Below are 23,955 nucleotides of genomic sequence, written 5' to 3'. Positions count from 1 at the left end.
CTTTCACTCCTCGAAGATGGCGGTCACCGAGCCGAGCCCGGAGATGTCCGCGGTGACGGTTGCGGGGGCGGTGATCGCGGCCATCGGCCCCAGCGCCCCCGAAAGGACCACCTGGCCCGCGCGCAGCGGCTCGCCGAATTCCCGGGTGGTGCGCGCCAGCCAGCCCAGGGCCAGCAGCGGGTCGCCGAGGCAGGCATCCCCGGTGCCGGTGGACACCTCGGTGTCGTCGATCGACATGGTCATGCGCGCCGTCACGGGTTCGAACTCGCCGAGAGTGCGGCGGCGCGATCCGAGGACGAACAGTCCGCTGGAACCGTTGTCGGCGACGGTGTCACCGAATGTGATGTCCCAGTTGGCAATTCGGCTGTCGACGATCTCCAGCGCGGCCACCGCGTAGTCGACCGCGGCGCGGACCTGCTCGTCGTCGAGCGGGCCGTCCGACAGGTCGCGCGCGAGCACGAACGCGATCTCGGCCTCGGCCTTCGGCTGCAGCAGGCGGTTCGCGGGAATCGGCGTGTCCTGGCCGAATTCCATGTCCTCGAACAGGACGCCGAAATCCGGCTGGTCGACGCCGAGCTGCCGCTGCACGGCCTCCGAGGTCAGGCCGATCTTCCGGCCGACGATGGTGGCGCCGTCCGCCAGCCGTTCGGCGGTCAGCTGCGCCTGCACCGCGTAGGCGGTCGCGACGTCGTCGGTCCCGATCAGTTCCCGCACGGGGGCGCAGGGGGTGCCGGTGCGGGCGGCGGTGCTCAGCAGTCGGGCGGCGGCGCTCGCCGCGTCGGTTCGGTCGTCGAGTCGTGATGGTGGCATGCAAGGTCCCGGAGTATTAGCTGAAGTGGGTGTGGCCTTCACTGTCGCCCGGGGCCGGCCGGGTGCGCCAGCATCTCGTTCCGTTGAGTGGAACGCGTGGGTACGATCGGTCGAAGGAACGCGCTGGAAGGGCGGCGATGTCATCGAGTGCCACGGAACGGCAAATCGACGGAACGACCGTGCTGGGCAAGGTCATGGCCGCGCTCGAGTCGTTCTCCATCGATGACGGCGCGCTGAGCCTGGCCGAGATCGGCAGGCGCACCGGAATACCGAAGGGCACCCTGCACCGGGTCCTGGCCGACATGGTCGCCGTGCGATTGCTCGAGCGGACCGAGGCCGGCTACCGGCTCGGCGGCTACCTGTTCGAGTTGGGGATGCGCGCCTCGGTGGAGCGGAGCCTGCTCGAGGTCGCGATCCCGTTCCTCGAGGAACTCAACGGCCGCATCCACGAGACGGTGCACCTGGGCATCCTCGACGGCACGGACGTGGTCTACCTGACCAAGATCGGTGGGCGGCGCCAGGCGAGTGCCCCGTCCCGGATCGGCGGCCGGATGCCGGTGCACTGCACGGCCATCGGCAAGATGCTGCTGGCCTACGTCGATCGCTCGCTGCGCGATCAGGTGCTGGCGGGGCCTTTGCGCAGCTACACGCCCCGCACGCTGGTGCAGCCGGGCATATTGCGCAGGCAGCTCGGCCGCATCGCGACCGAGGGGGTCGCCTACGAATTCGAGGAGTCGACACCGGGACTGGTGTGCGTGGCCGCGCCCGTCCGTGAGGCCGATCGGGTGGTCGCGGCGATCAGCGTCGCGGGCCCCTCGCACCGATTCCACCCGGAGGCACACGCCGCGGCGGTGCGCGCGGCCGCCGACGGCATCGGAGTCACCCTCACCCGGCGTGCGCGGATGGTGTCGGCCTCGGACGAATGACACGGCGGGCCCTGCGGTGCGCGGTGTTTGCCCGATGAAGCGCTAGTATGTCCCGGCCGGAGCGAGTAGTGCGACACGGTCGATGTCCGGGGGGCGATGCGTGTCGGGAACGAATGTCGCGATAGTGCAGTCGATTCGAAGATTTCGTGGAGAAGTTTCGCAGGATCGCTTGGAACCATGATCCGGGGCCGACACGAGGATGTGGATGACGACGCAGGACAATCGGACAATCGGGACGGCGGCGGTCACCCTCGCTGAGCCGCCTGCGGACCCGCCGCGGCCGCGAAAGGCCAAGCGACCGTACCTGTATCAGATCGATTTGTTCCGCATCCTGACCTTCGCCTGCGTCATCGCGGTGCACGTGATCACCGGCGCCACCCCGGGCAATGTGACCGCCAACGGCCTGGAGGCGCTGCTGCACTTCACCCGCGAGGCATTCTTCGCGCTGACCGGATTCGTCCTGGTCTATCAGTACGGGCACCGGCAGTTCTCCGCGCGCGCGTTCTGGCGGCGGCGATTCGCGCTGATCGGCATCCCGTACCTGGTCTGGTCGGTGTTCTACTGGGGATATTCGATCGTCCTGCAGCAGTATCACGAGACCGTCGGGCAGTCGATTCGGCGGCTGGGCGTCGAGATCGTCACCGGCGAGGCCTGGTACCAGATGTACTTCCTGCTGGTCACCATGCAGGCGTATCTGCTGTTTCCGCTGCTGGTGCGGCTGCTGCGGGCGACCGAAGGTCGGCACCGCTGGGTGCTCGCGGCCAGCGGCGCCCTGCAACTGGCGATCCAGTGGGCGATCGTGCATCCGCCGGCGCTGAGTGGTGGCCCGGCAACGCTGTGGACCCACGTCTACGTCATCGTGTTCGCCTACCAGTTCTATATCGTGCTCGGCGCCGTGGCGGCCTGGCACCTCGACTTCGTCGACCGGGCGGTGCGCCGGTTCGGTGCGCTGTTCGTCCTGGGTGCGGTGGTGTCCGCGGGGGTGTCGGAATGGGACTACTTCCGCTCCGTCGGGCGCGGCATGGCGCCCGAGGTCGCCAACGACGTGTTCATGCCGCACCTGATCGTGTTCTATGTGCTGACGATCGCGGCGCTATACACGATCGGACGGTGGTGGGCCACGCGACGGACGGCCGATTCCGTCTCGGTCCGGGCAGTCACGTATGCGTCGGATCGGTCGTTCGCCGTATTTCTGTTGCACCCCTTGGCATTACAGCTGATGGCTCCGTGGGTCGTGCCCATGGTCACCGCCATGGGGATGCTCTGGGGCACGACCGTGCTGTATGTCTGTGTCGTGGCGATATCGCTGGCGACGGCGGAAATCGTGCGCCGCGTGCCCGGCAGTCTGTGGATGACCGGGCGTCCGATGGTTCGCACCGACTTCTCGGGGATCGTCCGGCGGCTGCGCACCGTGTAGGCGGTCCGGCGGCGCTGATCGGGGGCGGGTGTGGGCCCGCGGGCGGGCTTACCCGACATCGGCCGCGTCTGTCGGGGCCGGACACTCGCTGCCGAGTACGGGTGAGCCGCGCGCTCTCGATGTAACAATGTCGCTAGTTTTGATGCATATTGACGCAGAGTAACGCGACTTCTATCTTTGATGCATGGGTCGGGCGGCCGCCGAGGCGACGCTCGGCCGAGATATCGGTTCGAAGGAGAGCCCATGCATTCGGATGTCCCGCTCCGTCATCCCGCCGCGCCACGCCGCGTCCCGGGGGTTGGTCTCTTCGCCCGGGTGATGGGCCTGCGCGGGCCGTCGCCGGAACAGTGGCGCGAGCTGGGGGAGGCCCTGACCGTCGGCGACGCGCCGATGGACGAACTCGTCGAATGGATGTACAGGGAGGGTATGGATCGCACCCGCCCCCTGTTCGAGCGAGCGTTGTGCGAGGGCATCGCCGCGGTGCCCGCGGCGCCGGAACCGTTGCGGGACTTCTTCGTTCGCGTCGAGACGCCGCCGCCGTGGCTGGATCGGGAGCTGCTGGCCCGCGGGGAGCGGTTCTTCCGGAGCGGCGGAGCCGACGGGCTGTACATCGCGCGCGACGTGGCCCTGATCGGCGGCTACCTGGCCTCGGGATTCAACAAGACACTGGTGCGCACCGGCGCCCTGGAGAAGGGGCCCGCCAAGCGATTTGCCGAGACCCTGCAGTGGGCGCTGGACGTCAGCTCCGAGGAGGGCATGTCGCCGCTGGGGCGCGGCTATCGCTCGACGATCCACGTCCGGCTCATCCACGCGCTGGTCCGCCGCCACGTCGCGCAGCTGCCGGACTGGCGGCCGCGGGAGTGGGGGCTGCCGATCAATCAGACCGACATGGCCGCCACGCTGGTCGGGGCGTTGATCTCGCCGGTGCTCGGCGGGCTGGTGATGGGAATGCTGGCCCCGCCCCGGGATCTGGCGGCGGCGGCGCACCTGACGCGGTACGTGGGATACCTCATCGGCGTCGAGGATCGATTCCTGCCCAACGGTTTTCGCGACGCGGTGCGCATTCTGTACCACTGCCTCGCCGCGATCACCAATCCGGACGAGACCACCCGTCAGCTCGCCGCCCCGATGGCCGAGGACCCGCTGGGCTGGCACTACCCGAATCTGCCGGGGCTGCGGGGCCGCATCGCCCGCTCTCAACACCTGTCGGTCACCAGCGTGTTCCTCGGTCCCGCGGCCATGCGCACACTCGGCCTGCCGCCGTATGTGCTGCCGTGGTATCCGTTGCTGCGCCTGCCCGTCAATCTGGTCCGGAGTGTCGCGACGCAAATTCTGCCCGGTGGCATGGATCGGGCGGCGATCGCCGGGCGGCGCAAGCAGGAAGCCTTCCTGCACAGGCTGATCGGTGAGGATGCTGCGGTGATCGGAGACTCGGCCCGTCACATCGCCAGCGCGGCCTAGCGTGTGTCGCCGTCCGTGCGGCAACTCCGGCCTGCCTGTCGATCGCTCCGGTCCTTCAGCGCGCGGTGGCCGTAATCGACTGTGCCCACGATGAGCCGGGATGACGCACTGGCCCAGAACTACGTGCCGAGTTCTGTGAGCGGGGTCCGGTAGGTCTCGCGGGCGGCCGGATGGTCAAGGGCATGGGCGCGCTGGGCTGGGCGATCACCACCGACATCGCCCCGCCGCAGGCGGCCGGCTTCGTCAGCTCCGCCATGAACGGCCTGGGCAACATCGCGGGCATCGTCACGCCCATCGTCATCGGATACCTTGTCCAGCACACGGGTTCGTTCAACCTGGCACTGGGTTTCGTCGCCGCCCACGGCATCCTGGCCCTGGCCGCGCTGGCGGGTATAGGCCCGATCCGCCGGGTCCAGTTCGACTGAGTGGCAGGTAACTCCGGGACTCGCCGTCAGTTCCGCAGTGCCGGGCCCACAGTGGCGGTGGCCAGGATTCGGCGGATCCGCCAGGGCATCGCCGCGAAGAGGGCGGTCATCGCGGCGGCGGTGCCCTTCATGTCGTCGATGCCGGAGAGATAGGCGCGCTGGCGGGCCGGCGGGAGTTCGAAGAACGCGTCGAAGAACGCGGGGATGTCGTCCGGCGGTAGTGCCAGGAGCGCCCGCAACCCAGCGGTGCGCAGCGTGTGGACAGCGCGCACGGTCGAGGTTCGCCGGAATGCTCCCGCAAGCCTTGCGGATTCGGTGCCGGAAGAGCGACCACAGGTCCGGGCGAGGAAACTGTCAACAGCGGACAGGGTCGCGGCGACGCTGTAACCCGTTGCGGGATGCAGGTATCCGCCCGCTGCGCCGAACCGCCGAGCGCCCGGACGCCCGCCCTCGAGCGCGAATCTCACGCGTTCGTCCGGTTCCGTGCCGTCGAATTCGATTCCCCGGGAACGCAGCCGGGCATGGAGGCGGTCCCGGAGCTCGGTCGTGGTGATCGCGGGACGTCCGGCGAGGCAGGTCTCCTCGAACAGCATGCGATCCGGTCCGAGCGGCACCGCGTAGAGGAACGAGCGAGGTGTGCCCGGACGGGCGCCGTTGTCGGAACGCCAGTCCATGAAAATCGTCTCGTGACGCGGATCACGGTGCAGGACAAGCCCGTACGCGGTTTGTTCCGCGCGGTCGGGGGAGCGCGGCACACCGCGGGCGTCGATCACGCGGCGCGCGGACAGGATCTCGCCACCCGCAAGCCGCACCGATTCGGGCCCTCGCCCGGGCCGCCGGCCGGTGATGCCCTCGACGCGCCCCGCGATCACCCTCGCGCCCGCAATGTCGAGCGAATCCCGCAGTGCCGCAGTGGAGAACACCACATAGCGCCGATCGATCACGTAACGTCGCGAACCCCAGGCCACCGGGCGCGGCGCCGACGCGGCGATAACCTCGGGCGCGACCCAGCCGGGCAACTCGTCGGCCCACGCCGCATAGGTCGGTGTCCACCCGCGGTCCGGATGCGGGTCGACGACGGTCACCGCGAGCCCGTGCGCGAGCGCGCGATGCGCCAGGGCGCGCCCGGCGGGGCCGAGGCCGCAGATCAGGAGGTCGGGGGTCACACCGTGATTGGATCAGACGCGCGGCCGGACCCGGTGGCGCGGCCCGGATCTCGGATGCGTCGGATCGGACATCTCGGGTATGGTCTGCGCGAAGAAGGCCCGGGGGACGACCGCGACAAGGGAGCTACGGCGCCCCGGGGGAGCGGAAGGCGGCTTGTCATGACATTTCCCCCCGGTTCGGGCCCGCACGGCGGCGATCCCGCGCAGCCGTCGGACGCACCGGTCGGGGAGTCGTCCGCGGACGAGCAGCAGGATGCCAGCTGGTGGGAGACGAGGGGAAAGCTCCCGGAGGGGGACCACACCACCGGTCCGCAGGACGCGCCGGCCTGGGGGACGGGCACATCGCCGCAACAAGGCTGGGCGCAGTCCGGCGGTGCGCCGCAGGCCGCGCCGGGATTCGCCGGAGCTCAGGCACAACCGTACGACGCGGGCTGGGGGCAGACCGCCGCGGGGGCGCAGCCCGGCTACCAGCAACCGGCGTACCAGCAGCCGGGCTATCAGTCCGGTTGGAACGCCCAACCCGGTTATCCCGGCGGATTGCCCGCGACCCCGCAGCGCCGGACGGGCCTGATCGTCGGAATCGCGGTGGGCGTGGTCGCGCTGCTGGTGATCGGCGTCGCCCTGGTCGTCACGTTCACCAGCCACGACAGCACCCCCACCGCGGCCCCGAAACCTCCGGTGGCTCCCGCGACCGGCAGCGCGACGCCCAGCAGCACCAGCTCCTCGGCCGCGCCCACGGCCCCGGCCTCGTCCGGGCACCTGAGCTACACCGAATACGCCAAGAACTGGAACTTCACACTGGATTCGGTTCAGCTGCACGCGGATTGGGTGCAGGGGCGGGACGATTCGACCTGTGTGCCGGTCGAGTCCGGCACCAAGTTCACCGACCTGGGCTGCCGCTACACCGCGGAGCTCGTGTACCGGGCCGAGGGCGGCGCGCTGATGCTGACGCAATTCGTCATGGGCATGTCCGATCCCGCCAAGGCGGCCGCGGCCGTGGGCAAGTACTCCGATTCCGACCTGAAGCTGCGCCCGGGCACCTACCTCGCCCACTTCGCCGTCGGCAAGTGGCAGGGCGGTGCCCAGGGGCAGTTCCTGGTGACCACGCTCGTGACCGCCACCTCGGCCGTCCCCGAGGCCACGGCGGCGAAATACCTGCACTACATGCAGGCTGACATGGTCAGCGCGCTGATGTGGAGATGAGCGGGTTCAGCTCCACATGCGAAGCGCTGGGTGAGCTTTCTCGAATTTTCCGACCTTCGAATCGTAATTACCGCACCTGACCTGCATGTTTTCATCGCTAACATGTATGCGATGATGTGCTGTCGGTTCTGGTCCCTGGGTCGGCTGGTGAGTGGTAGCGTGCGCCGGGCCGGATCTGGCCGTCAGCTTTGAAGACATCCCCCGACCCCAATGAAAGGCTTCTGCCGATGACGGGTATCGATGTCGTTCTCGTCACCTTCAACAGCGCTGCGCTGCTGCCCGCCGCAGTCGAGTCCGTTCGTGCTCAGACTGTGGCCGACCAGGTGCGGATCTTGGTGATCGACAACGCCTCCACCGATGACACCCTCGCGGTCGCCCGCGCGCTCGGCATTGAGCCAATTGTGAACCGCAACACTGGGTTCGGTGATGCCGTCAACAAAGCCGCCGCGCTCGGGACCGGTGACTATGTGGCGACCCTGAATCCGGATGCTGTTCTCGGCGACTCGAAGTGCCTGGAGGCCATGCGCGCAACCCTCGCTGACGAACAGGTGGGCATCGTCGGCGCTCGCATGATCACCGACGGCAAGCCATATCCCAACGGTCGCCGTTTCCCATCCACCTCGGTCGCTCTCCGGCACGCGGTTATGGGCGTGTTGCGCCCCGGCAACGCCGCCAGCCGCGAATACTTCGGCGAAGCGTTCGGTCGGCCGGACGCCGATCAGGTGGTCGACTGGGTGTCCGGCTGCTGCATCATGCTCCGTCGGCCGCTGTGGGAGCGATTGGGAGGCTTCGACCGCGCCTTCTGGATGTATCTGGAGGACGCGGACTTGTGCTACCGAGCCCAGGAATTCGGCCATTCGACACTGCTGTCCGGCCCGGCGTGGGTGGACCATTCTGGTGGCCAGTCCAGCAAGTTCCGGCGTAACAAGTCGTTGTGGCAGCACCACCGCAGCGCCCTGATCTTCTACTCCCGCACCCGTAGCGGTTGGAAACGTCTGCTGCTTCCGGCCGCGGCGACGTTCCTCGGTGTTCGCCTGGTCGTCCTGGTCACTGCGAACACGATCCGCAGGCTCATCGCCCGGCCGTAGGAGTGGCTGGTCGGGCAGATGGAGCCGCAAGGTGCGGGTCATATGCCGATGCCTCTGTTACGTCTCAATAGATTCCGGACGGACAGGTCCGACAACTGGGAGTGGAAGACGTTGTAGCGGATGCCCGGGGGCAGGGTGTCTCCTACGAGTTCACCGAGGGCATCGAGGCCGGTCCAGTAAATGGTTGGGGCCTTCGCCGTCCGCGAGTTGGACGAAGGCATAGAACGCCTGCATTTCGAGCGCGGCGGCGAACAGCCTCGAGGATCGCAGGCTCGCTGGGTCGACGGTGAATTTCGCCGGGTTGGTGGTGGTGCCCTTGACTTGCACGACGAAGCGCAGGTCATCCTCACGGACAAGGAGGTCCATGAATGGGCAGTTGCCAGTGAGCTCGTTGAGGTTGAGGACCGAGAAGCCGTCCGTGCGGAGAGCATCGGCAGTTGCGGCTTCGGATTGCCGGGCGGTTTCGAGCCGGCGGTTGCTCATAGGTGTCCTTCGATGTCGAATTGCGTTCTGCCGCTGTGACTGTGGAACGTCATTGAAGAGTGCAGTGCGGTGTGGTGTTGACCTGGGCACTGCACTGTCTCGCCGAGTCGTGCCGGGTGCAGTGTCCTGTGGACTATCCCTTGGCAGGGCACACACAGGGTCCGCGATTCTCGTCCCTCCAATGTGTTGGCCCGCAATGCAATACCAGACGGCATTACTCTCGACCTGTGGGTGGATGGCAAGCTGAGCTGCTATGGCCATCCGGTTCCAATCACCTTGTCCTTCAACGATTCCGAGGCTGCTGCTGTGTCCGCGTCCGTTTCCCGGAGAGTCCTTGCTGAGCTGGGTGGATCACGTCGGCACCGAATTCGGAACCACGCGCCCGGTGACAGCCACCGCACTAGGGCTGACCGGGCGTTCTGATGCTGTCCGGTTGATCCGCGAGGAGTTCGGACTCCCGCACGATGAGGCGGCACGGACGAGCCTGGGCACATCCCTGCTCGGTGGCCGCACCCGGATAACCTGCGGCATCGACGCAGACGAGGTCGCTCGACGACAGCGGGTCAGCCTCGGTGCTATCCCGCAGTTGGAGCTGCTCGACGTGCTGATGGGCTTATATCTCGAGCTCGAGTGGTGGCCTCAAGTCTTTCAGCCCCGAGCCGAGCGCGGCGACCTCCAGTTCCTTCACGCCGACCATCTGCTGAATGTCAGCAAGTGCCTGCAGGACTGCTAGCTGGGCCTCCAGGGGTGCGTTTCTGCGGTGCGCGAGCACGAGGATGGAGGAGGGATCGACATCCAACGCAGTACGCAAGCCGAGCTCGGCCGCCGTGGTGGCCACGTTGTCGACGCCGTCCGCGATCTGCTCGCCGGCACTTGCTGTGTCACGAGTGTCGGCCTGCCGCACGTAGTAGGTGTTGAGCAGCATCCCGCTGCTGACGGCGAACTGATCAGCGGCGTCGCCGCGCCACTTTTTGAGCAGTCTCCTCCGGGTGTTCTCGAAGTCATTCCTGACCTCCTTCAGCACCGTCGACTGGGCGCGCACATTGTCCACGAGAAGGCGGATCTCCGAGGGCACGCAGTCGAGCTTGTACAATTTCGCGATCGGATCTGAGGGCGCGCCCAATACTTCTCCCGCGGCAAACAGCCTGACCATCTCGGCCGACAGAGCAGCTTCTCTCAGAACTGTGTGTCTGAAGTCCATCTGAAATCCCTCGCCTAGTGGTTCGTGATTCTGATGGTCTTACTTCCCGTTGTTGTCGACGAGTTTGCGGATGTTGGTCTGGGTGAGCCGGACCTTGGCCAGGATCTCGTCGGAGGTGGTGGTCCAGGCGAACGGCCGTGCGTCGGTGTTCCAGTGCTCGATGTAATCGCGGATCTGTTTGACCAGCATCTTCACCGAGTTGAATGTGCCGCGGCGGATGGATTGGCGGGTGATGATCGCGAACCAGGTCTCGATCATGTTCATCCACGACGATCCGATCGGAGTGAAGTGGAACTCGACAGCGGGATGGGCAGCCAGCCACTGCTGCACCTCCGGGGTGCCGTGGGTCGACAAGTTGTCGAGCACGACGTGAATTTCCTTGCCGCGGTGGGCTTTCACCGCCTTGTCGAGAAACGCGACGAAGTCGGCGCCGGTGCGGGTCGGCTTGCATTCGCCGAACACGCGCCCAGTGGCCACCTCGAGAGCGGCAAACAGATTCGTGGTGCCGTGCCGGATGTAGTCGTGAGTGCGTTTCTCGGTGACCCCGAAGTCCATCGGCAGCACCGGCTGCGTCCGATCCAGGGCCTGGACCTGAGTCTTCTCGTCCACACTGAGCACGACAGCCCCGCCGGGAGGATCGAGGTAGAGACCGACGATATCGACGACCTTCTCCGCGAACGCCGGATCGCGCGACAGCTTGAACGTGCCCTGGCGGTGTGGCTGCAACCCTTCTATACGCCACAGGTTCGACACGTAGTGGTGCGACACGTACACGCCCTCGGTCCGGCGGATGAACTTCGACATCTCCCGGGAAGACCACTGCGACAAACCATCCGGCGGGCTCGACCGCGTCGCCGCGAGGATCCGGGCACGGATCCTCGCCGGCACCTGTTCCCGCCCAGCGCCCGGCGTGCGGTTGTGCAGTCCGCTCACGCCTTCGGCCGCGTACCGGGCCAGCCACCAGTCCACCGTCGGCCGCGACACCCCGGCCAGCACCGAGATCTCCTTCTTCTGCCGATTCTCCGCATGCCACAACACAATTCGGGCACGCGTCCCCACCGACGCGGGCACGTCCGGACTGTTGATCATGCCTTGCAACTCCGCCCGCTGACCCGCCGTCAACTCCACCCCGACAGTCAACACCACCGCGCAAGACCTCACGTAAGAACAGCAGACTCACGTACCACTAGTTGCGCAGTTTGCGTTCAGATAAGCCAAATTTGTTCTGCTGACTGTTCCTCGTTTCTCCGGTAGGTGTCTGCAGCCCGCTCTAGGTTCTCAGCCATGTCTTGGGTTCTGGTGCCCAGAACGTCGGCATGTTGAGCCAGCGCGGTGATAACCCGGTCCCACTTCGCCAGGATGTCACTCGCTGCCGGCGAGTTTCCGAATATATGGTCGGCGCCCGCTCGTTCAGTCAGCCCTCTTTGGAGGTCGTCGCTGGCGTGATAGTCACGGACCGCCATCGCCCGCATCCTTGTGGCGGCCCGGTCGAGTTCGTTCGGATCCACGTCCATCGCTCGCCGTTTACCTGACATCCCCGTTGCCTCCCTGCCCGGAAAGTCCCAATTGTGTCCCAGATAAAACGGCGGAGGAAGACCCTGAAACCACTGCCCCCGGCCTTGGGGAACATCGGTACAGCGACTATCGGTGAGAACGATCATGGTCCGGCTGCCCTGCGACATCACACAGGCTCGCCCGTAGATGTCCACTGCACGATCACTGACGGAACACTGCACATTGCACTGCACGAATTAGTGACTGACTGCACGTTGTGATGGCGGTTCACAGTGACCTTGACACAGAGGTCCGACATTCATTCGATCTCAGCGGCGGAGCGATGTCGGGTCGGGTAGTCCGGATTTTGGGATCGAAGTCGCCGGAGCGACGGTGTGATCGGTCAGTTCAGCTTCGAGGTGAGCGATCCGCTGGTCGAGGAACGTTGTGTCAATCCCCTCGAAGTGTGGAGGCTCCTTTATGCGGCCTCGTCTCGTGACAGGGCCGCTGCCGAGGCCGCTCGGACTGCGGCCATGTGGGTTTCGTAGTTGATCGGCGACATTCCGCCGCACAGGCGGTGGCGGCGGGTCGGGTTGTAGAAGCCGGTGATCCAGGTGACGATCCGCAGCGCGGCTTCAGCGCGGGTGCGGAAGCGGTGCCGGTGGACGAACTCGACCTTCAGGGTGGAGTTGAACGATTCGGCCGGCGAGTTGTCCAGGGCCGAGGCGACCCGACCCATCGACTGCACCACCCCCAGATGCCGGCATAGAGCATTGGTAGCCGCGGCGGTGTATTCGCTGCCGCGGTCGGAGTGGAAGATCACCCCGTCGATCGCGTCGAACCCGCCGCGGGTGGCAGCGGCCATCTTCAGTGCGGCACAGGCCAGTTCGGCATCATGGTGGACGCTGGTGGCGTAGCCGAGCAGCCGACCGGAGAACCGGTCCTCGACCGCCGCCAAATACAGTTTCCCCTCGTCGGTGACGATCTCGGTGACATCGCCGACCCACAGCACATCCTGGGCGACAGCGGTGAACTGACGGCGCACCAAGTCCGGTGCCGCTGCCCGTTTCCCCTGCCGCGTAGTCGCGGGTCTGCGTTTGACTTTCCTTGCCACCCAACCATTTTCAGCCATGATCATGGCGATGGTGTTGTCGGAGACTCGCCAGCCCTTCTCCCGTAACTCCAGCCCGATGCGGGGGCTGCCGTAGGTGGCACCGGAATCGGCGAACTCCTTGCCGATCGCGGCGGTCAGCTTCTCGCGGCGCTGCTGGCGGCCAGTGGGCTCACGGTCGTTCCACTTGTAGAACCACGACTCGCTCACGTTCAGGGCACGGCAGGAAACGGCATGTGGCACACCGTGTTCGGTCCTCTGGGAGGCGATGAACCCAGCCACGCTCACTTGGTCGCCTCCTTCACCCACAGGACCACTGATCGCTTGAGCACATCACGCTCCATCGCCAGCTCGGCGTTCTCCCGCCGCAGCCGCAGCAACTCCTCTCGTTCGGACTCGCTGACCCGGTCACCGGCAGCGCCGTCGCGCTGGGCCCGGTCCCGGGCCACCCATGTGGTCAGCGTGCCCTCGTTGACCCCGAGCTCACGGGCAACCTGCGCGACCGGTCGCCCGGTCTCGCGCACGATCCGGACTGCTCCTTCACGGAACTCCGCATCGTACTTGCGTCTCTTCTCCGCCATCTGGCCTTTCCTCTATGGTCCGGCCTCCACGATATGAGGGGAGTCGCAGTTGTTGTCGCGGGCTCCCTGGAGTCGTTCCTGTAACCGGTGATTATCGCATTGAAGTTGCTGGACCTGCGCTTTGAGGGTGCTGTTCTCGGAAAGGGTTCGCTGGACTCCATCGCTGGGCAGGTCGGTCTCGAGATCACGGATGCGGCCGAGTAGCTCGCCGATCGTGGTCCGCTGCTGTGCGATCGCGTTGTGTGCGGCGGTCAGCCCGTCCTCGGCGTGAGGGCTCGTTCGCGCCATGACACTTCGATCTGGGCTGCGGCCTCGGTCCCGGAGCGAACCCGAGCGGCTGTGCCAGCCTCGGCGCTGTCGCGAATCAGCTTGTGCGCCTCCGGGTTCTGGTAGAGGAAGGTCCGGGAGACATCGGCTCGACGGGCAACTGCGGCGACGGTGACCTTTGCCCGCTCGCGGCGCAACTGTCCGACTGCGGCCTGGACGCGGTCGAGCATCCCAGCGGTGGATGCGCGGCGGGCCTGGTGTGCGGCGGCGGTCTTGCTCGATGGGGATGTCATGCCACTGCGGGAGCTTCGTCGTCGAAGCGGTCGAGACCAGCGATTTCTACGAGCTGATCCTCGAACGCCACCGCAAAGCCTCCACCGTGATCACCAGCAACCGGGAACCGCCGGAGATCCTGACCATGATGGCCGACCCGCTACTGGCGCAGTCGGCGATGGACCGGCTGCAATCCGCGGCCTACGAACTCGTCGTCGAGGGCGAGTCCTGCCGGCAACGGCAGAAGCCGCGCCGCGGCAAACCGGCCCAGCCCGGCGAATCGAGTTGACCCCCAGCACGTCTCACCGAAAAGCGATCGTCCTCACGCATCGGGTGTCTTCGTTACGCTCTGGTCGTGGCCATGGGTGAGTTCACCGCGTTGACCGGACTCGAGATCGAACAAATCTGGGTCTGGAAATCGTTTCTGCGCCTGGTCTTCGATCTCGGCGCACCCGATCAGCCCGGTGTTTACCTCGACCTGACCGACTTTCAGTTCGACGACGCGACGAACAAGAAGTGGGAAGTCCGGGTCCAGGACGATCCGCTCACCGCCGGCCCGGTCCTGGGCTTGCTGAACCATCGAGTCGCTACCGCGCAGGTCCGGGACTGGGAACTCACCCTCACCTTCGACACCGGCGCACACATCCTCTGCCCGCCACAGGCACGCTACGAAGCCTGGGCAGCCTGCCTTCCCGACGAACGCTGGTACTGCCCGCCCGGCGGACCTGAGACCGACTGGCCACACCCTGACACCCAGCCCGAGATAGACCAACCACCCCATAGTCGGCCACCATCAACATCAGCCCCCGCGACCGGAACCAACCCGGTCCCATACTCAGGGCAAACCGGTGGTCCCTTCAGTCGGTTCTGACGCAGATAGCGTGATCTTGCCGGTCGGCGTGTCACCGCAGGATCCGGCTCGGCATAGGTGAAGGTAACAGGCGTGCGTTGATCTTTTTCGAATCTTATTGCCGCACTTGAACGATCTGCTGGTTCAGGGTGTTCGAGCCGAGGCCGATACCGTAGTTGTAGATGCAGTCGTTGCCACCTCGACGGCCCACTGCGGCGGATGCGGAACCCCTTCCGGTCGTGTGCATTCCCGGTATCGCCGCCAGCTCGCCGACGCTGCTGTGTCCGGGCGGAAGATGGTGGTGTGGTTGGTGGTGCGCCGGTTCTTCTGCATGAATACAGGCTGCCGGGCAAAGACTTTCGCCGAACAAGTTGACGGGCTCACGGTGAAACGGTCACGCCGCACCGATCAGCTGACCGCGATGCTCACCAGGATCGCGGTAGCGCTGGCGGGACGAGCCGGTGCCCGGCTGGCCGCCCAGCTGGGATTGCCGGCCAGCCGGGATACGCTGCTGCGGCTGATCCGCGCACTGCCCGATCCGCCGGTCGGCGCGATCACCGCGCTCGGAGTGGACGACTTCGCCGTCAAGCGTTCCCGCAGGTACGCCACCATCCTGCTGGACATGGCCACCCACCGACCCATCGACGTTCTCGATGGACGCGAGTCCGACCCGGTGGCGGCGTGGTTGTCGCAGCACCCGGAAATCGAGATCATCACCCGGGATCGGGCCAGCGCCTACAGCGAGGCCGCGCGCCGCGGCGCACCCCAGGCCACCCAATGCGCGGACAGGTGGCACCTGTGGCAGAACTTGTGCCAGGCCGTGGAGAAGACAGTGGTTGCCCATCGTCGATGTCTCACGGAATCATCAACCGCCAGCGCTGATCTCGGCGACACCGACCGCCACGCTCCCGAAGCGGTCACGGACGAGACCGCCGATAACACGACACCGCTGCCCGAAGGTTATCGCGGTGGTGGATACGCGGGATTGCGTGCACGCGCGGTCGAACGGTACGAGGCGGTGCAACGGCTACGTGCCGAGGGTAAGGGCTTGCGCGCCATCGCCAGAGAACTCGATATCGATCGCAAGACCGCGCGCCGGTTCGCTCTCGCCGCCGATCCGGACGACGTCATCGCCGCCGCGACGTCTCGCGCCAAGATGATCGACGAGTTCGTGCCGCATCTGCTCACCCGCTGGAACGCCGGACACACCAATGCCGCCGCCCTGATCACCGAACTGCGCGAGCTCGGCTACCGCGGCAGCCCCAACAACGTCTACCGTTTCCTGCGGCCCTACCAGGCCAGCAAGCCATCCGCGCGACCAGCGGTGATCCCACCGCCGAAAGCGAATATCAGGGCGGTGACCAGCTGGATCACCCGCCACCCAGACAACCTGCCCGATGCCGAAACACGCCAGCTCACCACGATTCTGACGTGCTGTCCCGAACTTGCCGCCGCCCGCCGTCACGTCGGCGCGTTCGCGGTCCTTATGCGCGACCGACGTGGCGATCGCCTCCCGGAATGGATCGCGAACGTCCGGGCCGATAACCTGCCCGCACTGCACTCGTTCGCCACCGGCCTCGAGCATGACTTCGCCGCTGTCACAGCAGGACTCACCCTGAACTGGAGTAACGGACCGAGGGCACTGTGAACAAGGTCAAGGCCCTCAAGAGAGGCAGTGCTATGGCAGATCGAACCTGGACCTGCTGCGGAAGCGAATACTACTCAGCCACAACGAATCCGGCTCGACAACAGAGATCCGGCGACCCGCGGACTGATCACGCTGCGACGGTTGTCTGGGGCGTGTAGCTCTGTGGCCCCGTGTTGCTACGACGGAGGCGGAGGCAAGATGGGTGCGTTTCGGGTTCGGATGCCATCGGGAGATCGGTATTGGACGGTGGTCGACGATCGGATACGCCGGGCAGACCAGTGCACCAGCGTGAGAGCGCCACCTTACGATTGCCGACCGACGGGAGCCGACATGACCGACACAGCGAAACTGAAACTGATCAAGACCGAAGTGGGCACAATCGATTAAGGGTGGTACCTGGCTCAGGGCCATCGGGACCGACTGACCAGGTGGCTGGCAGTGGTGGCGATGATCATCGTGTTCTTCGCGGCTCGATCCGGAACACCGGATGGTTATGGTCCGCTTGCAGGGCCGCGGTCGCCCATGGGTTGCGCCGGGCCTGTCGACGCACGAGCTCGAGGACCGCCTCACGTTGCTCGCCGTCATCGACTTCGACGACGCCGAACGTCTCGGAGCGCCTGCCTCGGCGTAGCCGAACTTGCTGGGATCTGCGGGCCCGCTTCGCCCATACCGTCTCCCCGAAGATCGACACGAGCCAGTCGTGTCCGTCGTAGCGGATCAGGTCCACGGGAAAGGTCGCCCGGCCTGATTCCATTAGGCGCATTGGTCCCAGCGGGATTCCGAGATCGCTCAGCCGGACCACGATGGCGGAGATAGCTCGGACGGCGCGCGGGGGCTTGGTGTGTGTGGCGTTCACGATTCTCCTCCAGGGGTCTGTCGTGGACTCGGTCGGGCCTCGGCTCGGTCTGGTCAGGCCGACTCGGTGGTGATGGTGATGGGGTAATCGGGGCCGGGGATCTTGCGCTCGCGTTCGGTCATGACTGTGTCCTGTTCCCGGCCGCACGGGCCGATTGCTGGTATTGCTGCTGCTATCACGTTGGCTGCTGTATTCGGATTTGGACGGGCGCCTGAGACCGGGTGCGGACGCGTTTACTGCGCAGGCGGCGGTGGGTGCTCCGCGCCCGGCGGGCGGGTGTTATGCGGACAGGCCGCCGTCGACGGGAATCACGGCCCCGGTGATGTAGGAGGCATGGTCCGAGCCGACGAAGACGATCGCGTCTGCGATGTCCTTCGTGCGGGCGGGCCGCCCCACCGGAACCGTGCCGACGAGCGCAGCCTTGTTCTCGTCGGTCCCGGTGAATCGTGTGAGCATGGCGGTGTCGGTGGCGCCGGGGGCGACGGCGTTGACGCGGATTCCTGTCTTGGCGAGCTCGAGCGCCACGGACTTGGTGATGCCTTCCACGGCGTGCTTGCTGCCAACGTAGATCGCGGCTCCGGCTCCACCTTCGTGCCCGTAGGTGGAGGAGATATTGACGATGCTGCCGCCGCCCCGCTGCTGCATGACGCGTACCTGGTGCTTCATGCTGAGGATCACCCCGAGGACGTTGGTGTCGAACGTCGCGGTATAGCTCTCGGCGCTCTGGTCGGTGATGGGCCCGGGGGCGCCTTCGGTGCCTGCGTTGTTGACCGCCACATCGAGGCGGCCGAAGCGTGCGATGGTCTGGTCGACCAGAGCGCGGACTTCATCCTCGTTGCGTACGTCGGAGTTGACGAATTCGGCCTCCGCGCCGCGTGCGCGCAGCTCCTCGGCGAGTTCCTTGCCTGCGGCATCACGACGGCCGGAGACGACGAGTTTCGCGCCGGTGTCGGCGAACGCGAGCGCGGCGCCGCGGCCGATGCCGGTGAGTGCTCCGGTGATCAGAACTACGGGTGTTGCCATGATGGGTGCCTCCTGTGGGTTTACTGCTGGTCGGGGTTTACTGCTCCTCGAGGAACAAGCGGACGTGCTTGACGAACAGGTCGGGGTACTGGAAGTGAGCGCCGTGGCTGTTCGTTTGGGTTGGCCTCACCTGCCATGCGGCACTTTCCTCTCATATGCAATCAGACTTCATTGTCTGCTCATATGAACAACATAGAACGATCGATCTAACAGTGTCAAGGGGTGCTCGCCGCTTTCCGCAACACTGAGATCGACCGGGCCAACATTCGCACAACACGCCGCAGAAATGGAACTTTCTGCTGCAAGGGCGCATCGTTGCCCGGTATCACCCGCCGATTCCCTACCGTTTACCCAGGTCCGGAACCATCCTGATTGAACCGAACGGTCTATCAGTACAGAGCCGAGATTGGTAGATCGTTCGGTCTAAAATTGATATGATGGCCCCATGACTGAGGAGATGAAGGCACGAGTCTCGACCCGCGAGCGGTTGCTGGCGGCTGCCGACGAGTTGTTCTACGCCGAGGGAGTCAACTCGGTGGGCGTCGACCAGGTGATCAGGAAGGCCGGTGTGGCGAGGGCATCGCTGTACAACACCTTCGGCAGCAAGAGCGAGCTGGTCCGCGCCTACCTCAAAGGCCGCCACGCCCAGACCCGCGAGCGCATGGCCCGCGAGCTCGAGGCACGCTACCGCACACCCCGTGAGAGGTTGGTCGGCATCTTCGAGGTACAGGGCGACATCTTCGCCGACCCGGACTTCCGCGGCTGCGCGTTCATGTGCGCCAGTGCCGAATCCGAGACCAGCGAGGCGGTGGAGAAGGCGACCGACGAGTACCGGTTGTGGGTGCACTCACTATTCCTCGACCTCGCCTACGCCGCAGGCGCACCTGCCTCGGAGACGCTGGCCGAGCAGTTGGTCGTGCTCTACGACGGCTCAGGAGTTTCCGCGTGGCTCGACCACAACCCCGCCGTCGCGAAGGTCTCCGCCAGCGCCGCCAAGGCACTGGTCGATGTCGCCTTCGGCTAACTTGACTCGGTCGGTGATCTTGGCGTTCGACGCTTTCGGATCGGCAGCTGTCAAGACGGGACGCCCGGGCGCCGACGTGGCGCTGTACGACAGACGGGGGCGATGCGCCACCTCAGGTTGCGGTGTTCGGAACGGTCGAGTCCCCGTATCAGGGTTTGGGCCATTTCGAGGACCGGGACGCCCCGTTCTTCCATGACCGCGACATCGCGATAGTCGAAGTCATTCGCCGCCTGCGCGACCGGTTCGATGAGCTGGGTGTGCTGGCGGTGTCCGGGATGCCAGCAGGATCGTGGCAAGGCAGTCCCCGCACCAGCCGCAACAGTGTGTCCCGGCTCGTCGAGAATCCCAGTTGTCGGGCCAGACGGGCACCAGCACGACCGGCCAGCGACAGCCCCGATCTTGGTCAGCATCGCCGTCAGACCAGAGCACGCTTGTCACCATTACCAGCACCAGACGCCGCCCGGCAAACCTCCGACCAGCGCGATCACGCTTCCTGCGCCAGAACCCTTCAGTCTGGCAGGCGACAGGTGACCCTCGATACGTGGATACTGATGGGAGTCAGATGCCGCCGGTGGCCAGCAGCCCGCCGTCGACCCGCACCACCTCGCCCGTGATCCACGCGGCCTGGTCGGAGACCAGGAATCCGATCAGCGCCGCCACGTCCTCCGGCTTGCCCAGGCGCTTCATCGGATAGGTGGCCGCCAGCGCTTCCTCGTTCGCCGAGTACAGCGCATCGGCGAACTTCGTCTTCACCACCGCCGGCGCGACCGCGTTCACCCGGATCGAGGGTCCCAGCTGCCAGGCCAGTTCCTCGGTGAGCCGGATCAGCGCCGCCTTCGACGCGCCATAGGCCGAGATCACCCCGCTCGAGCGCAGGCCCGCGACGCTGGCCACGTTCACCACCGCGCCGCCGTTGTCCTTCATCCAGGTCCGGTAGGCCTCCTGCACATACCCCAGCGCCGCGACGACGTTGACATCGAAGATCTTGCGCACCGCGTCGAGGTCGGCGTCCATCAGCGGCCCGTAGGACGGGTTGATACCGGTGTTGTTGATCAGGATGTCCAGCGACCCGAACTCGGCCACCGCGGTCGCGACCTGATGGGCCCGCGCGGTCGAATCGCCCGAATTCCCGGCCACGGCAACGACTTTCCCGCCGTGCCCGAGCGCGCGCAGCTCCGCCGCGGCCTGCTCCAGCGGCTCGGCCTTGCGTGCGCTGATCAGCACGTTCGCGCCGCGCGACAGCAGTTCGGCCGCGACCGCCAGCCCGATTCCCCGGCTGGCCCCCGTCACCAGCGCGCTCTTGCCCTTCAGATCATCAGTCATACCCGCACGCTAGCCCATCGCCGCGGCCCCCGGACAGGTGCTGCTACCGCCCGGTATTTTCCCGCGCCCGCCCGTTCCGTGCGGGTAGTGGTCTCCGGTACGGCGCAGATCCACCCGATCACCGGGTAGGCTCGCGCTTCCGGCTATCCCTTCCGCCGTAGCGAGACTCATCATCGACGGGATTCAATCATGACCACAGCGCTGATCATCGGCGATATACAACGGGGCATCACGGGAAGCTACCCGTTCGCCAAGCAGGTCGTGCCGCCCCTCACCGACCTTCTCCCGCGCGCCCGTGCGGCCGGCACGCTGATTGTGTTCGTACGCTTCGCCTTCCGGGGCAATGGGGTCGATCTGCCGCCAGGGAACGCGCTCTTCCGATCGTTCTACGAAGCTGGGGACGATTTCCACGAGGGGTCGGCCGGAACCGAGATCGATCTGCCAGTTGCCGACGGTGACGTCGTGGTACTGAAACGACGCGCCAGCGCGTTCGCGGGCACGGATCTCGACCTGGTGCTGCGCGCCCACCACGTCGACACTCTGGCGATCGCCGGCGTCGCGACCAGCGCAATGGTTGCCGCGACCTGCTACGACGCGGCGGATCGTGACTACCGGGTGACCGTGCTGCGTGATGGTTGTGCAGACGGCGACCCGGCGGTGCACGACTTCTTCATGGACACCGTCTTTCCCGGCCGGGGGTTCGAGGTCGTGGAGTGCGCTGGATGGAGCAGAGAGGAACGATGATCCGCCGTAGCGAGCGGTGGTAGTTCTGCCGAGGGTACTGCGGTCATCGGGATGTCTTGTCTGTGAACAGGTTCGGATCGAGAGCACGCTTGAGGACCTTGCCGGTCGCGCCCTTGGGCAATTGATCGGTGAAAGCGAAGCGGTGGGGGACCTTGTAGGCGGAAAGCCGCTCCTTGGCCCAGGCGCGCAGCTCCGCCGGATCGAGGTCCACCCCGGGCGCGGTGGCCACCACCGCGCCCACTTCCTCTCCGTAGTGGTCGTCGGGAATGCCGATCACCGCCACCTCGACGATGTCGGGATGCTCGTAGAGCACCTCCTCGACCTCGCGCGGGTAGACGTTGTAGCCGCCGCGAATGATGAGATCCTTGGCGCGGTCGACGATGTAGACGTACCCGTCGGCATCGACCTTGCCCAGATCCCCGGTGCGCAGCCAGCCGTCGGACAGGTCGGCCGCGGTGGCGTCGGGACGGTTCCAATAGCTCTTCATGACACTGGGCCCGCGCATGTACAGTTCACCCACGGTGTCGGCGGGCAGCACCACGCCGTTCGGATCCCTGACCTCGATGGACGTTCCGGGCAAGGCGGTCCCCGCCGACCCGATCCGCTGTTCGCGATCCAGGGGGTTGTAGGTCGCGGCCCCGCTGGATTCGGTGAGCCCATAGCCCTCGAGAATCGTGCAGCCGAATCGCTCCGAGAAGGCGCGAATGACCGCCTCGGGCAGTGACGCCCCGCCCGAGGCGGCCAGCCGCAAGCTCGCGAAGTCCTCGGGCCCATAGTCACCGGCGGTATGCAGCATGGCATTCCACATGGTCGGCACCCCGGAGACGACGGTGAGCCTGTGGTCGCGGATCATCTCGATCATCGCGGCCGGATCGAAGGGCGACACCATCGAGAACGACGCGCCCGCGTGCAGCGTGGTGATCAGACAGACCGCCTGCCCGTACACATGGAACAGCGGCAGCCCCGTGCCGAACCGCTCCTCGGGCGTGAGCCGCAGCTGATCAATGAAAATGCGGGCGGTCTCGGTCAGATTGGAGACCGTGAGCTCCACGCCCTTCGGCTTCCCGGTGGTCCCCGAGGTGTAGAGCATGATCGCGGTGTCGTCCGGATCCCGGTGCACCGGCTCGGTCACCGGCGTGGCGGGTTCGGTGGGCGCGCCGGGTTCGAGGACCAGCAGCGGGATGCCGCGCTCCACGGCGGCCTGCTCGGCTCCCGCGCGCGCCAGATGCCATGCGACGGCGTACCGAGCGCCGGAATCGTCGAGCACGTAACCGATTTCAGGAGCGGTCGCCATGGTGTTCACCGGAATGGCGACGGCACCGATCACATGTGCGCCCAGATAGGCGATGACGAATTCGGGCACCGTGGGCGCGACCAGCACCACGCGATCACCCACCGCGACACCGGATTCGGCGAGGTAGCCGCCGAAAGCCGCGCCGCGGCGGACAAGATCACCATAGGTGATTTTTTCGTCCCTGAGACGCAGCGCGATGGCGTCGGGGCGTTCGGATGCGTGCTGCCAGATGCGGTCGGCGACATTAGTCATGGAACATCCAGATATGTAGAGACCGGAGAATGGGCGGGGTCCTGTGATCCGCGTCACGACCCGTTCGCATCGTATGTGAATCTGATGTCAAGTTCAAGGCGGTTGTGGAACGAAGTCCTCACGCCGGTCGACAGGTTCCGTCACTTTGTGTCGACACGTTCGCAGAGCCGACTTCCGGTGAACCGCCGCGGCCCGCACTGGTCGATTCGTGCTTGTCCGCGCAGGTAGGCGGGTGAAGCCGAGGTTCAGCGTGGAGCGGCGGCGCGCGGTGCTCACGGTGATACGGTGGCAATCGACAACCGTCCCGGCGAGCAAGTGAGTGATCAGCGTTGGTGTCCGAACCCGTTGCGAGCGAGGCCGAGCCTCGTCGAATTCCCCCGCGCACGAAGCGCGGCGAGCGCACGCGCACCGCGTTGGTCGCCGCGGCGCGGGAAGTCTTCGAGCGCGATGGCTACCTCGACGCGAAGATCGCCGACATCTCCAAGGCGGCGGGCACCGCCGCGGGGTCCTTCTACACCTACTTCGACAGCAAGGAAGAAATCTTCACTGCCGTCGTCGAGCAGGTGCAGGAGGAGATGCTGCACCCGCACGTGCGGGCGCGTACCGGTGTCACCGACGCACGCGACCTCATCGAGGCCGCCAATCGCGAATATCTGCTGGCCTACAAGCGCAATGCGCGCTTGATGGGGGTGTTCGAACAGGTCACCCAGATCAACGAGGGCTTCCGGATGCTGCGGCTGGAGCGCAACAAGGCGTTCGTGCAGCGCAATGCCAAGACGATTCGCGAGCTACAGGAATCAGGCCTCGCCAGCGCCGATCTCGATCCGTTGATCACAGCGCAGGCACTGTCTGTGATGGTCAGCCGCATGGCCTACATCGTCTTCGTGCAGAACCAGCGCATCGCGTTCGAGAAGCTGGTCGCCACGCTGACTCAGCTGTGGGTCAACGCGCTGCAACTGAAGTCCGAATAGTGGTGCGCTCCTGACTGTCCGGGCCTGTCCTTGCCGAAACTTGAAATTGACGTAGGATTCAAGT

Annotated in this window: 24 protein-coding genes and 1 pseudogene; 12 read left to right on the top strand and 13 right to left on the bottom strand. The window is 66.0% G+C overall.

Going from position 1 to position 23,955, the window contains the following annotated elements:
• Positions 1 to 3: 3 nt before the first annotated feature.
• Positions 4 to 810: a 2-keto-4-pentenoate hydratase gene (locus ABH933_RS20440; protein ID WP_429426001.1), complete on the bottom strand. Its 807-nt coding sequence runs from the start codon at positions 808 to 810 to the stop codon at positions 4 to 6.
• A 137-nt stretch (positions 811 to 947) separates the two neighbouring features.
• On the opposite strand from ABH933_RS20440, the gene ABH933_RS20435 reads away from it, so the two are divergent.
• The 4 genes from ABH933_RS20435 (at position 948) to ABH933_RS20420 (ending at position 5,039) form a co-directional block, all read left to right on the top strand.
• Positions 948 to 1,736, top strand: coding sequence for an IclR family transcriptional regulator (locus ABH933_RS20435; protein WP_429426003.1), 789 nt, complete (start codon positions 948 to 950; stop codon positions 1,734 to 1,736).
• A 205-nt stretch (positions 1,737 to 1,941) separates the two neighbouring features.
• Positions 1,942 to 3,153, top strand: a complete 1,212-nt coding sequence (locus tag ABH933_RS20430; protein ID WP_429426005.1) for an acyltransferase — start codon at positions 1,942 to 1,944, stop codon at positions 3,151 to 3,153.
• Positions 3,154 to 3,396: 243 nt separating this feature from the next.
• Positions 3,397 to 4,614, top strand: coding sequence for an oxygenase MpaB family protein (locus tag ABH933_RS20425; RefSeq protein ID WP_429426007.1), 1,218 nt, complete (start codon positions 3,397 to 3,399; stop codon positions 4,612 to 4,614).
• Between the two features lie 170 nt (positions 4,615 to 4,784).
• The gene (locus tag ABH933_RS20420; RefSeq protein ID WP_429426009.1) at positions 4,785 to 5,039 is read left to right on the top strand and encodes a hypothetical protein; all 255 of its coding nucleotides are present in this window, start codon (positions 4,785 to 4,787) and stop codon (positions 5,037 to 5,039) included.
• A 26-nt stretch (positions 5,040 to 5,065) separates the two neighbouring features.
• Here ABH933_RS20420 and ABH933_RS20415 read toward each other — a convergent pair whose 3' ends face one another.
• Positions 5,066 to 6,205, bottom strand: coding sequence for a lycopene cyclase family protein (locus ABH933_RS20415; RefSeq protein ID WP_429426011.1), 1,140 nt, complete (start codon positions 6,203 to 6,205; stop codon positions 5,066 to 5,068).
• A gap of 159 nt (positions 6,206 to 6,364) precedes the next feature.
• On the opposite strand from ABH933_RS20415, the gene ABH933_RS20410 reads away from it, so the two are divergent.
• Entirely contained in the window at positions 6,365 to 7,408 is a 1,044-nt protein-coding gene (locus ABH933_RS20410; protein WP_429426013.1) for a hypothetical protein, read from the top strand.
• Positions 7,409 to 7,635: 227 nt separating this feature from the next.
• Positions 7,636 to 8,496 carry a glycosyltransferase family 2 protein gene (locus tag ABH933_RS20405; protein WP_429426015.1) on the top strand — a complete coding sequence of 287 codons (861 nt, stop codon included), beginning with the start codon at positions 7,636 to 7,638 and terminating at the stop codon, positions 8,494 to 8,496.
• A 150-nt stretch (positions 8,497 to 8,646) separates the two neighbouring features.
• On the opposite strand, the gene ABH933_RS20400 is transcribed toward ABH933_RS20405, so the two are convergent.
• From ABH933_RS20400 to ABH933_RS20370, 7 genes are all read right to left on the bottom strand, one after another.
• Positions 8,647 to 8,979, bottom strand: a complete 333-nt coding sequence (locus ABH933_RS20400; protein WP_429426017.1) for a hypothetical protein — start codon at positions 8,977 to 8,979, stop codon at positions 8,647 to 8,649.
• Between the two features lie 613 nt (positions 8,980 to 9,592).
• On the bottom strand, positions 9,593 to 10,180 hold the full coding sequence (locus ABH933_RS20395; RefSeq protein WP_429426019.1) for a hypothetical protein: 588 nt from the start codon (positions 10,178 to 10,180) through the stop codon (positions 9,593 to 9,595).
• A gap of 39 nt (positions 10,181 to 10,219) precedes the next feature.
• A complete protein-coding gene (locus tag ABH933_RS20390) occupies positions 10,220 to 11,326 on the bottom strand; it encodes an IS630 family transposase (RefSeq protein WP_429426021.1) in 1,107 nt (368 codons plus the stop codon).
• Positions 11,327 to 11,385: 59 nt separating this feature from the next.
• Entirely contained in the window at positions 11,386 to 11,889 is a 504-nt protein-coding gene (locus ABH933_RS20385; protein ID WP_429426023.1) for a hypothetical protein, read from the bottom strand.
• 263 nt (positions 11,890 to 12,152) lie between these two features.
• The gene (locus ABH933_RS20380) at positions 12,153 to 13,073 is read right to left on the bottom strand and encodes an IS3 family transposase (protein WP_429455061.1); all 921 of its coding nucleotides are present in this window, start codon (positions 13,071 to 13,073) and stop codon (positions 12,153 to 12,155) included.
• Positions 13,070 to 13,366, bottom strand: coding sequence for a transposase (locus ABH933_RS20375; protein ID WP_429423770.1), 297 nt, complete (start codon positions 13,364 to 13,366; stop codon positions 13,070 to 13,072). Before ABH933_RS20375 ends, ABH933_RS20380 begins: the two co-directional genes overlap by 4 nt.
• Positions 13,367 to 13,617: 251 nt before the next feature.
• Complete coding sequence (locus tag ABH933_RS20370) at positions 13,618 to 13,926, bottom strand: DUF6262 family protein (protein WP_429423769.1); 309 nt, start codon at positions 13,924 to 13,926, stop codon at positions 13,618 to 13,620.
• Positions 13,927 to 13,946: 20 nt separating this feature from the next.
• Between ABH933_RS20370 and ABH933_RS20365 the strand changes: the two are divergent.
• From ABH933_RS20365 to ABH933_RS20355, 3 genes and pseudogenes are all read left to right on the top strand, one after another.
• A pseudogene (locus ABH933_RS20365) lies at positions 13,947 to 14,195 on the top strand (ATP-binding protein); the annotation flags it as partial.
• Between the two features lie 72 nt (positions 14,196 to 14,267).
• Positions 14,268 to 14,777: a DUF6188 family protein gene (locus ABH933_RS20360; protein ID WP_429423788.1), complete on the top strand. Its 510-nt coding sequence runs from the start codon at positions 14,268 to 14,270 to the stop codon at positions 14,775 to 14,777.
• 97 nt (positions 14,778 to 14,874) lie between these two features.
• Positions 14,875 to 16,404 (top strand): ISL3 family transposase, encoded by a 1,530-nt coding sequence (locus ABH933_RS20355; RefSeq protein ID WP_429423768.1) that lies wholly within the window; start codon positions 14,875 to 14,877, stop codon positions 16,402 to 16,404.
• Between the two features lie 451 nt (positions 16,405 to 16,855).
• Here ABH933_RS20355 and ABH933_RS20350 read toward each other — a convergent pair whose 3' ends face one another.
• On the bottom strand, positions 16,856 to 17,260 hold the full coding sequence (locus ABH933_RS20350) for a hypothetical protein (protein WP_429423767.1): 405 nt from the start codon (positions 17,258 to 17,260) through the stop codon (positions 16,856 to 16,858).
• A gap of 279 nt (positions 17,261 to 17,539) precedes the next feature.
• Positions 17,540 to 18,283, bottom strand: coding sequence for an SDR family NAD(P)-dependent oxidoreductase (locus ABH933_RS20345; RefSeq protein WP_429423766.1), 744 nt, complete (start codon positions 18,281 to 18,283; stop codon positions 17,540 to 17,542).
• A 445-nt stretch (positions 18,284 to 18,728) separates the two neighbouring features.
• Between ABH933_RS20345 and ABH933_RS20340 the strand changes: the two genes are divergently transcribed.
• Positions 18,729 to 19,307: a TetR/AcrR family transcriptional regulator gene (locus tag ABH933_RS20340; RefSeq protein WP_429423765.1), complete on the top strand. Its 579-nt coding sequence runs from the start codon at positions 18,729 to 18,731 to the stop codon at positions 19,305 to 19,307.
• A gap of 558 nt (positions 19,308 to 19,865) precedes the next feature.
• On the opposite strand, the gene ABH933_RS20335 is transcribed toward ABH933_RS20340, so the two are convergent.
• Positions 19,866 to 20,630, bottom strand: a complete 765-nt coding sequence (locus ABH933_RS20335) for an SDR family oxidoreductase (protein ID WP_215923337.1) — start codon at positions 20,628 to 20,630, stop codon at positions 19,866 to 19,868.
• A 189-nt stretch (positions 20,631 to 20,819) separates the two neighbouring features.
• Between ABH933_RS20335 and ABH933_RS20330 the strand changes: the two genes are divergently transcribed.
• Positions 20,820 to 21,374 carry a cysteine hydrolase family protein gene (locus ABH933_RS20330; RefSeq protein ID WP_429423764.1) on the top strand — a complete coding sequence of 185 codons (555 nt, stop codon included), beginning with the start codon at positions 20,820 to 20,822 and terminating at the stop codon, positions 21,372 to 21,374.
• A 43-nt stretch (positions 21,375 to 21,417) separates the two neighbouring features.
• On the opposite strand, the gene ABH933_RS20325 is transcribed toward ABH933_RS20330, so the two are convergent.
• A complete protein-coding gene (locus tag ABH933_RS20325) occupies positions 21,418 to 22,920 on the bottom strand; it encodes a long-chain-fatty-acid--CoA ligase (RefSeq protein ID WP_429423763.1) in 1,503 nt (500 codons plus the stop codon).
• Positions 22,921 to 23,333: 413 nt separating this feature from the next.
• On the opposite strand from ABH933_RS20325, the gene ABH933_RS20320 reads away from it, so the two are divergent.
• Positions 23,334 to 23,891 carry a TetR/AcrR family transcriptional regulator gene (locus tag ABH933_RS20320; RefSeq protein WP_429423762.1) on the top strand — a complete coding sequence of 186 codons (558 nt, stop codon included), beginning with the start codon at positions 23,334 to 23,336 and terminating at the stop codon, positions 23,889 to 23,891.
• Positions 23,892 to 23,955: the final 64 nt, after the last annotated feature.

Source organism: Nocardia sp. GP40 (genome assembly GCF_050434125.1).
Lineage (GTDB): Bacteria > Actinomycetota > Actinomycetes > Mycobacteriales > Mycobacteriaceae > Nocardia > Nocardia albiluteola.
This window is presented reverse-complemented; position numbering and strand designations above follow the sequence as displayed.

Excerpts from the sequence above, each read along its gene's own strand:
- ABH933_RS20440 (WP_429426001.1), bottom strand. The coding sequence starts at position 810 with ATGCCACCATCACGACTCGACGACCGAACCGACGCGGCGAGCGCCGCC.
- ABH933_RS20435 (WP_429426003.1), top strand. The coding sequence starts at position 948 with ATGTCATCGAGTGCCACGGAACGGCAAATCGACGGAACGACCGTGCTG.
- ABH933_RS20430 (WP_429426005.1), top strand. The coding sequence starts at position 1,942 with ATGACGACGCAGGACAATCGGACAATCGGGACGGCGGCGGTCACCCTC.
- ABH933_RS20425 (WP_429426007.1), top strand. The coding sequence starts at position 3,397 with ATGCATTCGGATGTCCCGCTCCGTCATCCCGCCGCGCCACGCCGCGTC.
- ABH933_RS20420 (WP_429426009.1), top strand. The coding sequence starts at position 4,785 with ATGGTCAAGGGCATGGGCGCGCTGGGCTGGGCGATCACCACCGACATC.
- ABH933_RS20410 (WP_429426013.1), top strand. The coding sequence starts at position 6,365 with ATGACATTTCCCCCCGGTTCGGGCCCGCACGGCGGCGATCCCGCGCAG.
- ABH933_RS20405 (WP_429426015.1), top strand. The coding sequence starts at position 7,636 with ATGACGGGTATCGATGTCGTTCTCGTCACCTTCAACAGCGCTGCGCTG.
- ABH933_RS20400 (WP_429426017.1), bottom strand. The coding sequence starts at position 8,979 with ATGAGCAACCGCCGGCTCGAAACCGCCCGGCAATCCGAAGCCGCAACT.
- ABH933_RS20395 (WP_429426019.1), bottom strand. The coding sequence starts at position 10,180 with ATGGACTTCAGACACACAGTTCTGAGAGAAGCTGCTCTGTCGGCCGAG.
- ABH933_RS20375 (WP_429423770.1), bottom strand. The coding sequence starts at position 13,366 with ATGGCGGAGAAGAGACGCAAGTACGATGCGGAGTTCCGTGAAGGAGCA.
- ABH933_RS20370 (WP_429423769.1), bottom strand. The coding sequence starts at position 13,926 with ATGACATCCCCATCGAGCAAGACCGCCGCCGCACACCAGGCCCGCCGC.
- ABH933_RS20360 (WP_429423788.1), top strand. The coding sequence starts at position 14,268 with ATGGGTGAGTTCACCGCGTTGACCGGACTCGAGATCGAACAAATCTGG.
- ABH933_RS20345 (WP_429423766.1), bottom strand. The coding sequence starts at position 18,283 with ATGGCAACACCCGTAGTTCTGATCACCGGAGCACTCACCGGCATCGGC.
- ABH933_RS20340 (WP_429423765.1), top strand. The coding sequence starts at position 18,729 with ATGACTGAGGAGATGAAGGCACGAGTCTCGACCCGCGAGCGGTTGCTG.
- ABH933_RS20335 (WP_215923337.1), bottom strand. The coding sequence starts at position 20,630 with ATGACTGATGATCTGAAGGGCAAGAGCGCGCTGGTGACGGGGGCCAGC.
- ABH933_RS20330 (WP_429423764.1), top strand. The coding sequence starts at position 20,820 with ATGACCACAGCGCTGATCATCGGCGATATACAACGGGGCATCACGGGA.
- ABH933_RS20325 (WP_429423763.1), bottom strand. The coding sequence starts at position 22,920 with ATGACTAATGTCGCCGACCGCATCTGGCAGCACGCATCCGAACGCCCC.